Origin of the sequence: Klebsiella spallanzanii, assembly GCF_902158555.1 — a bacterium.
Classification (GTDB): Bacteria; Pseudomonadota; Gammaproteobacteria; order Enterobacterales; family Enterobacteriaceae; genus Klebsiella; species Klebsiella spallanzanii.
This window is the reverse complement of sequence record NZ_CABGGS010000007.1, coordinates 1-12,275: the sequence shown is the minus strand read 5'-3', so window position 1 is coordinate 12,275 and position 12,275 is coordinate 1. Positions and strand designations below refer to the sequence as shown.

The 12,275-nt window shown below is 52.7% G+C and carries 13 protein-coding genes; 11 read left to right on the top strand and 2 right to left on the bottom strand.

The window, feature by feature from the left end; all coding sequences use genetic code 11:
* The first annotated feature begins 189 nt into the window (after positions 1–189).
* Genes FN082_RS09160 through alsE form a run of 4 tightly spaced genes read left to right on the top strand, consistent with a single transcriptional unit; the run spans position 190 to position 2,902 of the window.
* A complete protein-coding gene (locus tag FN082_RS09160) occupies positions 190–630 on the top strand; it encodes a PTS sugar transporter subunit IIA (RefSeq protein WP_142981473.1) in 441 nt (146 codons plus the stop codon).
* A gap of 11 nt (positions 631–641) precedes the next feature.
* A complete protein-coding gene (locus FN082_RS09155; protein ID WP_139537820.1) occupies positions 642–908 on the top strand; it encodes a PTS sugar transporter subunit IIB in 267 nt (88 codons plus the stop codon).
* Between the two features lie 31 nt (positions 909–939).
* Positions 940–2,202 (top strand): PTS ascorbate transporter subunit IIC, encoded by a 1,263-nt coding sequence (locus FN082_RS09150; protein ID WP_142461407.1) that lies wholly within the window; start codon positions 940–942, stop codon positions 2,200–2,202.
* Positions 2,203–2,224: 22 nt separating this feature from the next.
* The gene (gene alsE, locus FN082_RS09145) at positions 2,225–2,902 is read left to right on the top strand and encodes a D-allulose 6-phosphate 3-epimerase (protein ID WP_139537822.1); all 678 of its coding nucleotides are present in this window, start codon (positions 2,225–2,227) and stop codon (positions 2,900–2,902) included.
* 246 nt (positions 2,903–3,148) lie between these two features.
* Here alsE and FN082_RS09140 read toward each other — a convergent pair whose 3' ends face one another.
* Both FN082_RS09140 and FN082_RS09135 read right to left on the bottom strand, forming a co-directional pair.
* Positions 3,149–4,111 carry a sugar-binding transcriptional regulator gene (locus FN082_RS09140; protein ID WP_139537825.1) on the bottom strand — a complete coding sequence of 321 codons (963 nt, stop codon included), beginning with the start codon at positions 4,109–4,111 and terminating at the stop codon, positions 3,149–3,151.
* A gap of 41 nt (positions 4,112–4,152) precedes the next feature.
* Complete coding sequence (locus FN082_RS09135) at positions 4,153–4,947, bottom strand: triose-phosphate isomerase (protein WP_139537827.1); 795 nt, start codon at positions 4,945–4,947, stop codon at positions 4,153–4,155.
* Between the two features lie 245 nt (positions 4,948–5,192).
* Between FN082_RS09135 and pdxA the strand changes: the two genes are divergently transcribed.
* The 7 genes from pdxA to tkt form a co-directional block, all read left to right on the top strand.
* Entirely contained in the window at positions 5,193–6,200 is a 1,008-nt protein-coding gene (pdxA, locus tag FN082_RS09130; RefSeq protein ID WP_112216798.1) for a 4-hydroxythreonine-4-phosphate dehydrogenase PdxA, read from the top strand.
* 35 nt (positions 6,201–6,235) lie between these two features.
* Positions 6,236–7,954: a four-carbon acid sugar kinase family protein gene (locus FN082_RS09125; protein ID WP_139537829.1), complete on the top strand. Its 1,719-nt coding sequence runs from the start codon at positions 6,236–6,238 to the stop codon at positions 7,952–7,954.
* A gap of 91 nt (positions 7,955–8,045) precedes the next feature.
* Complete coding sequence (locus tag FN082_RS09120; RefSeq protein WP_142461409.1) at positions 8,046–9,065, top strand: 2-keto-3-deoxygluconate permease; 1,020 nt, start codon at positions 8,046–8,048, stop codon at positions 9,063–9,065.
* Between the two features lies 1 nt (position 9,066).
* Complete coding sequence (locus FN082_RS09115) at positions 9,067–9,441, top strand: PTS glucitol/sorbitol transporter subunit IIA (protein ID WP_139537833.1); 375 nt, start codon at positions 9,067–9,069, stop codon at positions 9,439–9,441.
* A gap of 39 nt (positions 9,442–9,480) precedes the next feature.
* Positions 9,481–9,939, top strand: coding sequence for a ribose 5-phosphate isomerase B (gene rpiB, locus FN082_RS09110; protein WP_110277152.1), 459 nt, complete (start codon positions 9,481–9,483; stop codon positions 9,937–9,939).
* Between the two features lie 30 nt (positions 9,940–9,969).
* Complete coding sequence (gene tal / locus FN082_RS09105) at positions 9,970–10,920, top strand: transaldolase (protein ID WP_139537835.1); 951 nt, start codon at positions 9,970–9,972, stop codon at positions 10,918–10,920.
* An 18-nt stretch (positions 10,921–10,938) separates the two neighbouring features.
* On the top strand, positions 10,939–12,275 hold a 1,337-nt coding region (tkt, locus tag FN082_RS09100), incomplete at its 3' end, for a transketolase (RefSeq protein ID WP_142981472.1).

Sequence of the window (12,275 nt, the reverse complement as noted above, 5' to 3'; positions counted from 1 at the left end):
ATGATGGCGGGCGACCAGGGCACTACTAATGCGCATGCGTATCGACACGATCAGTATGGTTAACAAAGTTAGCGGTAACAAGTATTTTAACATTTTATCGTGTTAGCGCTAACTTTGAGATGCAGATCACGGTAACCCACGAAAGTATTCCACTATAGTAGGCCCATATTGAAATAGAGCGGGGGATTTATGATTTCTACCTGGTTAACAGAAAAGAAGATTCAAATAGTGGATAGTGCCAGCGACTGGAGACAGGCTTTGACTATTTCTGCAGAGCCTTTGTTAGCTGACGAATCAATTAATGAACATTATATTGAAGCTATTTTTCGTAGCCATGAAGAATTAGGCCCGTATTATGTTCTGGCCCCCGGTCTGGCCATGCCTCATGCTCGTCCAGAGCAGGGGGCTAAAAAAAATGGGTTATCTTTACTGCATATTAAAGAGGGTGTTTCTTTTGATGCTGATGAAAACGATCCTATCTATGTCGTGATTATGCTATGCGCAGTTTCTGGTGATGAGCACATTCGGATGATAACCGCCCTGGCGGAAATTTTCTGCGATGAAGCGCGTCTGGAAAGCCTGCTTAATGCATCGACAATTGAAGAAATTAACAGTGTTATCAATGGATAATGAGGTTTGTCATGAAAAAAATTCTGATTGTTTGCGGTAATGGCTTAGGCAGTAGCTTCATTGTTGAAATGAACGTCAAAAAAATTATTGCTGAGTTAGGTAAAGAGGCGGAGGTATCACATACCGATCTTACCTCAGCAAAAAGCGAATCTGCAGATATTATTTTGAGCGCTAAAGATATTGCGGAGCATCTGTCCGGGCATTCCGCTCAGATCTTTGGTTTAAATAATCTGCTGGATAATAACAAAATTAAAGAAATCCTGGTTGATAACCTTTAATTAATTCCTTGCGGCCCTACGGAGTCATTCTATGCTGCAGTTTATTATTCATGATGTGCTTGGCACACCAGCGATACTGGTCGGTCTTTTTTCTTTAATCGGTTTGTTATTACAGAAAAAGGCTATTTCTGATGTTATTTCCGGAACCCTGAAAACGATTATGGGTTTTGTGATATTAACATCCGGTGCGGCGATTATCGCCACCACGTTAACAACCTTCAGCCAGCTGTTTGAACACTCATTCCATATTCAGGGCGTGGTGCCCAACACCGATGCGATGGCCGCGCTGGCGCAGAAGAACTACGGTACGGCGACCGCGATGATTATGGTGCTGGGGATGCTGTTTAACATCGTGCTGGCGCGCATTACCCCGCTGAAATATATCTTTTTGACCGGCCACCATACGCTGTATATGTCGGCGATGCTGGCGGTGATCCTCTCCGTTGGTGGCCTGTCTCCTTTTTGGGTTGTGGCCATCGGTGCGGTGATCCTCGGCGCAATGATGGTGGTTTCACCGGCAATCCTGCAGCCATTTACCCGTAAAATTACCGGTACTGACGATCTGGCGCTGGGACACTTCGGTTCAACCGGCTATCTGCTGTCGGCGTTGGTCGGCAAAGCGGTAGGTAAAGGCAGCCCGTCGATTGAAGAACTGAAGGTTCCTAAATCGCTGAACTTCCTGCGTGACTCATCGGTAGCTATCTCGCTGACCATGATGATTCTGTTCCTGATTCTGGTTCTGGTGGCAGGGAAATCGTTTGTTGAAACCAGCATCAGCGGTGGTCAGAACTTCATTATCTTCGCCATTATTCAGTCGCTGACCTTTGCCGCCGGGGTATGGATCATTCTTGCGGGTGTGCGCATGGTGATCGCCGAAATCGTCCCAGCCTTTAAAGGTATCGCCGATAAACTGGTTAAGGACGCTAAACCGGCGCTCGATTGCCCAACGGTATTCCCGTTCGCGCCGAATGCGGTCATCGTTGGCTTCTTATCAAGCTTTGCCGCCGGTCTGGTAAGCATGTTCCTGTGCCCGCTGTTTGGCCTGAGCGTAATAGTTCCCGGCCTGGTCCCGCATTTCTTCTGCGGCGCAACGGCGGGCGTGTACGGCAATATTTGCGGCGGCCGCCGCGGCGCCATCGCCGGCGCGTTTGCGCAAGGTTTACTGATTTCTTTCTTACCGGCCATTCTTCTGCCGCTGATGGGCGACCTGGGCTTTGCATCCACCACCTTCGGTGATGCGGATTTCGGCGTGGTCGGCATCGTGCTCGGACACGTTGTAGCCTGGTTTAATTAATTGATTTTTTGGGAGGTGGGGTATGGTAGCTAAATTTTCGCCCTCGTTGATGTGCATGGATTTAACCCAGTTCAGAGAGCAGATTACGGCGATGAACGGCAGGGCAGATTTCTATCACGTCGACATTATGGACGGCAACTACGTCAGAAACATCACGCTGTCGCCGTTCTTTATCGAGAATCTGAAAAAGATAACCGATGTGCCTGTTGATGTGCATCTGATGGTGAACCACCCGGAAGATATTATTCCGATGTGTCTTGAGGCGGGGGCGGACATTATCAGCTTCCATCCTGAGACGGCGAATAACAAAATCTTCCGTTTACTGAACCAGATTAAAGATGCAGGCCGCCGCTGTGGCGTGGTGCTGAACCCGGCGACGCCGGCGGAAGCTATCAAAGAGTATGCGCATCTGCTCGATAAAGTGACGGTGATGTCGGTGGATCCAGGCTATGCCGGGCAGAAATTTATCCCGGAATCGCTGAATAAGATTAAACAGCTGATTGCCATGCGCGAAGAGAACGGCTGGCACTATTTGACGGAGATTGATGGCTCCTGCAATGAGAAGACTTTCGGAGAGATAGCTCAAACAGGCGTTGATGTCTTTATTGTCGGCACATCCGGGCTATTTTCTCTGGCGGAAGACGTGGGCGATGCCTGGGATAATATGATGGCGATTTTCGAGCGCGAGGTCAGCGCATAAAATTTACAGCATCCTCAATCGGCACGTAGATATACGTTTAAGCAGAGGTCTATTTAACCGGTCCGGCTTTCTGTTTTACCGAATGGCAACAGTGGCGTTGAGGATGCTGTAACCCTTCTCTTTGCTTCCTGATATTCGTCGAGTTGCAGCCATAATGGTTTTGTTAGCCCCGGGGGCGGGGATGTCGGGTAGCGCCGCACTCCGGGGAGTGCGATTATTGCTTAAGGGCGCCGCGGCGCCCTTTTTTTATAACGCTTTCTGCATGTTAATCACTGCCCGGGCATTTGATGCGCTGGTCGCCAGCACGTCAATCACGCCGGTGCGCAGCGCGCCGAGGATCGCCGTCGCTTTGGTGCTTTCCGAAGCAATGGCAATCACGCAGGGGATGGTGCGCAGTTGTTCAAGGCTCAGGCCAATAACCCGATCATTCATCACCGTATCAACCGGCGTGCCCTGAATATTGAAAAAGCTATAGCCCGCGAGATCGCCCACCACGCCTTGTTCCTGACGAGCGGTGGCTATCTCCTGCGGTGAGAACCAGCCCAGCTGCACCATAAAGCTGTTTTCGTTCATATCGCCGAGGCCAATAATGGCAACATCCGCCTTGCTGGCCTGTTCGAGCGTAGCTTTAATCAGCCGGTTTTGCATAAATGCTGAACGCAGCTCCGGGGTTTCGACGTAGGCTGGAGCGTACAGCGTTTCGCTAAAGCCGTTAAATTTGCGCGCCAGGTTTCGACTGATGTGATCGGCATCGATCAGCTGGTTATCGCGCTTGGTTCCGCCGATACCGCAAATAAAGCGACAGTTGCGTTCCGGGAAAATCCCCACGTGGTTAGCGACGGCGGCGACATTGCGTCCCTGGCCAACGGTCACGGTCATATCATTTTTGAGGATCCCGGCCAGATAGTTGCTGACCAGCGCCGCCACCTGCTGGCGCTGTTCATCCTCGTCGTGATGGTCTAAGGCGATAAGCGCGCGTTTGATTCCGAAATGGGAAATAAACTGCTGCTCTATCTGCGAGCTGAAGACCGGATGATATTTCACGCTGATCTCGACAATCCCTTCATGACGGGCTTTCTTCAGCAAACGTCCGACCTTAATGCGCGAGATACCAAAGCGCTTTGCAATCTCTTCCTGGGTTTGTTCCTGATCGTAATAAGCCACGGCAATTTCTGTCAGCAGCGCATAATCTGAGTCTTGTTCAGTCATAGTTATCGCCCGGTGTTTCCATCTTTGATGTCTCCCTAATACTACTGCGCCTGAAGAATAAATTCCTCTGTAACGCGTTGAACAATGTCGCAATAGCCGTTGGCATCCCATGCCGAACGACCAATAAACAGCCCATTGATATCATCCTGAAGGAGTAGTTCTACGGCATTTTGCCGATTGACGCTACCGCCATACAGCAGGGGAATGCGCTGCCCGGTCTCTGTGCCGAAGGTTTCACACAATGCCTGGCGCAGTGCCCGGTGGATCTCTGCGGCCTGTTCCGGCGTCGCCGGGGTGCCGTGTTCGCCGATGGCCCATACCGGCTCGTAGGCGACCAGCGTTTGTAAAACTTGCTCTTCGCTCAAACCATACAGGGCGATTTTCATCTGTCGTACCACGGTTTCTCGCGATACTTGCCAGCGCTTCTCGTCGGCGCTGTCGCCAATGCAGATAAGCGGCCGCAGACCGTGGCGCAGGGCGCTATGCACTTTTTGATTAATGGCAGCATCGGTTTCATTAAATGCGCCCCGGCGTTCAGAATGGCCAAGTTCGACCAGGGTTGCGCCAGTTTCAGCCAGCATGGCGGCGGAGATTTCACCGGTCCAGGCGCCGTTTTCCGCTTCATGCATATTCTGCGCCCCGGTCAGACAAGGGATTTGGTGCTGCTGGAGATACTGACTGACCGGATGAATTGCGGTAAAGGGGGGGATAACAAACGGCTGAATTTTCGGGTGTAAAACCCCCGGCAGCCGTTCTGTCAGCGTTTCACACCAGGCCATGGCTTGGGACAACGGCTTGTTCATTTTCCAGCTGGTTCCTAACCAGATTTGTTCCATTTTTGTTCTCCATAATAGATAAATCAATAGCTTGTAGTGAAAGTAGATTCGCGTGTTAGTGAGATTGAACTTTTTATCACCATGTGAACATATGTTAGATCACATTTTTTTATAAAATAAATCTATGGATTTTTTTATGTGATCTAAATCACTAATAACCTCTCAATCATCAGGTAATGTTCTGACCATATGATTCACTAATGAACATATGAACAAAAACTGATTTCCACTACGAGAGGTCCACGATGTCACAAGAAAAAAAACCTGTTGTCGCACTTACCATTGGCGATCCTGCCGGGATTGGCCCAGAGATTTCAGTCGCGACGATGATGGAAAAAAGCGTCTACGACGAGTGCAAACCTTTTTTAATTGGTTCAGTTCCGATTATCGCCAGAGCGATGAAGATCATGGGATGTGATTTCCCGATAAACAAAATTACCCATCCGCAGGAAGCTCGCTTTAGCTGGGGTACGCTGGATGTCCTGGAAACCGGTGATTACGACTGCGAGAGCATTGAATGGGGGAAAGTGCAGAAGCTGGCGGGGCAAATGTCGCTGGACTATGTCCTGAAATCTATCGAACTGGGCAAAGCGGGCCTGATCGATGTGGTCTCTACCGCGCCCATTCATAAAGAAGCCATCAAGCTGGCGGGATGCAAATTACCGGGCCATACCGAAATCTATCAGGTTGAAACTAATTCGGATTACGGCCTGACGATGTTCCACGTCCACAATCTGCGCGTGTTTTTTGTCAGCCGCCATATGGCGCTGAAAGATGCCTGCGATTACGCCAATAAAGAGCGCGTGCTTGCTTGCGTACAGCAAATCCACCATGAGTTCACTGCGCTGAATATCCAGAACCCGCGCATTGCGGTGGCCGCACTGAATCCGCACGGTTCAGATAACGGTCTGTTTGGTCATGAAGAAGCTGATAACCTGATCCCGGCGGTTAAAGCGGCGCAGGACATGGGCATTAACGCCATCGGCCCGGTACCGGCAGATTCCGTGTTCCATCTGGGCAAGCTGGGTCGCTATGACGCCATCCTCTCTCTTTATCACGATCAGGGGCATATCGCCTGTAAAACCCTCGATTTTGAGCGTTCCGTAACCATCACGTTCGGTTTGCCGTTTATGCGTAGCTCCGTCGATCACGGGACGGCGTTTGATATAGCAGGCACGGGTAAAGCGGGCACCGTCAGCATGCTGGAATCCACCATGGCTGCGGCGCGCTACTGGAAAATGAAAAACCACTAATCGCTGACGTTCATGCGAAGCAAAAGGGCAGAGAAATGGAAAAACATCTGTTGATTAGCAAGGGCAGTAAGGGCTGGGGTGGGCCGCTGACCATTAATATTAGCCAGGCGAAAAAGATTGCTTATATTACCGGGGGGATTTGTCCCCCGGTCGTTGAACGCCTGAGCGAGCTCACCGGCTGGCCGTCCGTTGATGTCTTTAAAAACGGCGAGCCGCCGGAAGAGGAAATTGGTCTGATGGTTATCGACTGCGGCGGTACGCTGCGCTGCGGTCTCTATCCCAAACGCGGTATTCCGACGATTAACCTGCATCCAACCGGCAAAAGCGGCCCGCTTGCGGAGTTTATTCACGAAGGAATATATGTTTCCGGCGTCACGCCAGCCTGTATCGAAATGGTCTGGCCGCAAGGAGAAGGCGGTAAGTTGGGGATCGTTGCCGATGACCTGACCGGTGCGACCACCGTTGGGGTACTGCTGGCGCGCAGCGGCTTGAAAACCGCCGCCTTTTTCGATACCGAATCTTTCGCTCGCAACGAAGTAGAGTACCCGGCGATGGTGGTCAGTAGCGACAGCCGTCCACTGCCGAAAGCGGAAGCTCAGCATCAGGTTAGCGCCGCGGTGAAGCAGCTGCAGGCGCGCGGGGCGCATTACTTTACCAAGCGCATCGATACGACGCTGCGCGGCGGTATTGGCTTTGAAATCGACGCCATGCTGGAACAGCTGCCGCTGGAAACGGTTGCGGTAGTGGTCCCCGCGATGCCGCAGTCGCGCCGTATTCTGGTTGGCGGCTACTCGGTGATTGACTCCGTTGCGCTCTCGCGTACCGATGTGGCTCGCGATGTGCGTACTCCGGTGACCGAGTCGTGGGTGCCGGGGCTGTTGGCAGCGCAGACCCATCATCAGGTCGGGCATATCGCTCTGGCTTCGGTGATGAAAGGCGAGGGGCAGATTCAGCAGGATCTTCAGGAACAGCAGCAGCGCGGCGTACGGGTTATTGTGGTCGACGCGATTACCGTTGACGATGTCGATGCGATTGCCGGGGCGGTGGTATCGCTGAACTGGAACGTACTGGCGGTCGATCCGGGTCCATTTACCGAGCGGCTGGCGGTGCGTCGCGGCCTGATGCGGGAAGCGCGCAACAGCGCGTCAACGACCGCAGCAGCGGAAAACCCGCGCGGCTCGATCCTGGTTGTCGCCGGGAGCGCAACGCCGGTGACCAAAAAGCAGCTCCAGCATCTGATCGCCAATGATGAAAGGGTTTGCCATATACCCGTTGACGCCGAGCTGCTGGTCGACAAGAAAAACGCCGCTGAGATCGAAGTTAATCGCGTGGTTCAGCATGCGCGGCAGTGCGTACCGGCACAGCAGAACGCGCTGTTTGTTTTTGAATCTGCGTTAACCGGGCGGTTATTGAATCTTCAGGAAGAAGAGCAGCGATTTGGCCTGGCGCACGGTCAGGCTGCGGAAAATATTAATCAGGGATTGGGCAATATCGTACGTGAAGTCCTTAACTGCGCATCGGGTGAAATTAAAGGTCTGTATATGACCGGCGGTGACACTATGGTGAATGTGCTGAAAGAACTCGGTGCTACTGGTATTGAAATGATTGACTATGTGATACCGCAAACCGATATGGTGCGTATTATCGGCGGCGATTATGCCGGGTTGATTTGCGTCGGCAAAGGCGGATTAACAGGACCGGAAGATATTATTAGTACTATCGTTGACAGAATTTATAAAGAAGCACAGCAATAACCCTGAAGTCATATAACTAAAAACGGCGTAATGGTCGTACGGGTAGTATTGCGTCGTTATCTCTGTTAAATCATAATTTATGAGTTACCCTATGAACATAAATATACTTGAGAAAATGAATAAGGTGCCAGGCGGTTTAATTATTATTCCGTTGCTCGCGGCGATTCTTATTAATACCTTTGCTCCTGAAGTTCTGGGCATCGGCGGCCCGACGACCGCATTATTTAAAGTCGGTTCCAGCGCGATGATGGGCATTTTTCTGCTTATTTGTGGCACATCAATTAATATCCGCCAGGCCGGGCTGCCACTCTATAAAGGCGCGGTGCTGTTGTTCCTTAAATGCCTTGCCGGTGCGCTGGCCGTGTGGGCCGCAGGGGCGATGTTTGGCCCTAATGGTTTTCTTGGCATCTCGACGCTGGCGCTGATTGCCTGCTTAACCAGCTCCAATAGCTCGCTGTATATCGCGCTGTGCAGTAACTACGGCGATGCCAGCGATGCCGGGGCAATCTCGGTCTTCTGCGTCAAAGATGGTCCGTTCGTGACCATGATGGTACTGGGCGTCAGCGGGTTGGCTAATATTCCCTTCGCCGCGCTGTTGTCGATGCTGATCCCTCTGCTGATTGGCATGTTGTGGGGCAACCTTGATGAGCGCTTCAAGCAGCTGTGCGCCGCCGCTCAACCGCTGATCATCATTATTATGTCGTTTGCTATCGGCGCAAACTCCAGTATCAATACGGTCTTTACCGCCGGTTTGTCCGGGATCTTACTGGGTATTATCTCTGCGATAACCGGCATTGTGTTCTACTTTATCTACAACCTGTTCCTGAAGAAGAAAACGGCGCTGGGCGCCGCGTTGGGGACGACTGCCGCCAGTTCGGCGCTGACCCCGGCGATGGTGGCACAGGCCGACCCTTCTTTGGCGATGTACGTTGATGCCGCCACCGCGCAGTTGGCGACGGCGAGCATTATCACCATGATCACCGCACCGATACTGGTGGCCTGGTTCGATAAACGTCTGAAAAAGCGCGCCCCGGCCGTTGAACCGGTAAAAAAAGAAGAGAGTGAAGAGAAGGTGGCATTATCTTCTCATGCCGCAAAAGGAAACAAATAATATGATTGTGCCGTTGTATACATTACTTATCACGGCTGTTGGCGAATATGTCGAAAACTACCTACAGGAGCAGAAACTGATCTTATTCTCGGATTCCGTTCCTGACGATATTGCGATGTATTGCGCCGTACACCAGGGCAGTGAGCTGACGGCTGAATTATCACCCGGACAGATAATGAAAATAAATGAGGTTATTTATCGGGTGACGGCGGTAGGTAGTGTTGCAACGGCGAATTTAAAACAGCTTGGCCATGTCACCTTGAATTTTGATGGCGCTATAACTGCTGAATTACCAGGGACGGTACATCTTTGTGGTGAATCACCACAATATATCCAAACTGGCGACCGAATTTCTTTCTACCAGAATCTGAATTAAAACTGAATTAAGACGTACTGTTAAATTAAGGAAACTACCATGAAAACAATCGCTATTGGTGCGGATGATGCCGCCTATGCTTTCCGCGACGCTATCGTCGCTTATCTGAATGGGCAGGGAATTAACGTCGCGGATTACAGCAGCGATAAACGCCAGGGCAGTACGGTCTATCCGGATGTTGCCCATGCGGTGGCGATGTCGATTAAGCAGGGCGAGCACGATCGCGGCATTTTAATTTGCGGCACCGGCATCGGGATGAGCATTGTGGCGAATAAAGTGCCGGGCGTTCGTGCGGCCCAGTGCCACGATACCTTCTCTGCAGAACGGGCGCGCAAAAGTAATAATGCGCAGATTATTACCCTTGGGGCTCGCGTAATTGGCCCGGAACTGGGTAAAAAAATTATTCAGGCATGGCTTGAATCCGAATATGAAGGCGGCGGCTCTGCATCGAAAGTAGAGCGTATCGATTATTACGAACACCAGCACGCCAGAGATTAATATCCGCAGTCGTAATATAAGGAACAGACTATGAGCCAGTTAGACGAGCTGAAAAAATACACCACGGTTGTTGCCGATACCGGCGATATTGAATCGATTAAAAAGTTTGCCCCGCAGGATGCCACGACTAACCCTTCGCTGGTGCTCAAGGCCGCACAGCTGCCGCAGTATCAGGCGCTGATTGCCGACGCTATCGGCAAGGCCCGTCAGCAGGGCGGCAGCGCGGAAACGCAGTTGATTAACGCCTGCGACCAGGTCGCGGTGGATATCGGCAGCGAAGTGCTGCGCCACGTGCCGGGGCGTATTTCCACCGAAGTTGATGCCCGTTTTGCATGGGATCGCGGGATGTGCGTGTCGAAAGCGCGCAAGCTTATTCAGATGTACGAAAAAAACGGCATTGGGCCGGAGCGTATCTTAATCAAGCTTGCCGCCACCTGGGAGGGTATTCGCGCTGCTGAAGAGCTGGAGCAGAGCGGCATCAACTGCAACCTGACCCTGCTGTTCTCTTTTGCTCAGGCGCGGGCCTGCGCCGAAGCGGGCGTCTTTTTAATCTCGCCGTTTGTCGGGCGAATTTACGACTGGTATCAGAAAAATCAGCCACAGGCGGAGTATCAGGTGGACCGCGATCCGGGCGTGGTTTCCGTACGCCAGATTTATCAGTACTACAAGTCTCACGGCTACGACACCGTGGTGATGGGGGCCAGTTTCCGCCGTATCGAGCAGATCCAGGCGCTGGCAGGCTGCGACCGTCTGACCATCTCCCCGGCGCTGCTTGATGAGCTGGCTGCCAGCGAAGGTGCGCTGACCCGTCAGTTGGTGCCAGGCAACGTGACGGAAACCCGCCCCAGCCCGATGACCCAGGCGGAGTTCCTCTGGTTGCATAATCAGGACCCCATGGCAGTGGATAAACTGGCGGAAGGGATCCGGTTGTTCGCCGTCGATCAGGTCAAACTGGAAAAACAGATTCAGCAGATGCTGTAAGGCGTGGGGAATATCCTGATGAACACAACGAATACTACCCGCCGTCTGTGCGCCAACGCGCTGCGCGCCTTGAGTATGGACGCAGTACAGAAGGCCAACTCCGGCCACCCCGGCGCGCCGATGGGGATGGCGGATATTGCGGAGGTCCTGTGGCGGGACTTCCTGCGGCACAACCCGAACAACCCGGCATGGGCCGATCGTGACCGCTTTATTCTCTCCAACGGTCACGGCTCGATGCTGATTTACAGCCTGCTGCATCTGACGGGCTACGATGTTTCGCTGAACGATTTGCAGGGCTTCCGCCAGCTGCATTCTAAAACGCCGGGCCACCCGGAAGTGGGCTATACACCGGGTGTTGAAACCACGACCGGTCCGCTGGGTCAGGGTATTGCCAATGCGGTGGGGATGGCGATTGCGGAGAAAACCCTGGCGGCGCAGTTCAACCGTCCGGGCCACGACATTGTTGACCACTTCACTTACGCGTTTATGGGCGATGGCTGCATGATGGAAGGTATCTCTCACGAGGTATGTTCTCTGGCCGGTACCCTGAAGCTTGGCAAACTGGTGGCGTTCTATGACGACAACGGCATCTCCATCGACGGTCATGTTGAAGGCTGGTTCACCGACGATACCGCAAAACGCTTCGAAGCCTACGGCTGGCACGTGGTGCGCGGCGTGGACGGTCACGATGCTGACTCGATTAAACGCGCGGTGGAAGAAGCGCGTGCAGTTACCGACAAACCGTCCCTGCTGATGTGTAAAACCATCATTGGTTTCGGTTCGCCGAACAAAGCCGGTACTCACGACTCCCACGGCGCGCCGTTGGGCGACGCAGAGATCGCGCTGACCCGCGAAGCGCTCGGCTGGAAACATCCGGCATTCGAAATCCCGTCCGACATCTATGCGCAGTGGGATGCGAAAGAAGCCGGTCAGGCAAAAGAGTCCGCGTGGAACGAGAAATTCGCCGCCTACGCTAAAGCCTTCCCGCAGGAAGCGGCAGAATTCACCCGTCGTATGAAAGGTGATATGCCGGCTGACTTCGACGCGAAAGCGAATGAATTCATCGCGAAGCTGCAGGCGAATCCATCCAAAATCGCCAGCCGTAAAGCGTCCCAGAATGCGATCGAAGCTTTCGGTCCGCTGCTGCCTGAATTCCTCGGCGGCTCCGCTGACCTGGCGCCAAGTAACCTGACCCTGTGGTCCGGCTCTAAAGCGATTAACGAAGACACCGCCGGTAACTACATCCATTACGGCGTGCGTGAATTCGGTATGACCGCTATCGCTAACGGTATTGCGCTGCACGGCGGTTTCCTGCCGTACACCTCCACCTTCCTGATGTTTGTCGAATACGCCCG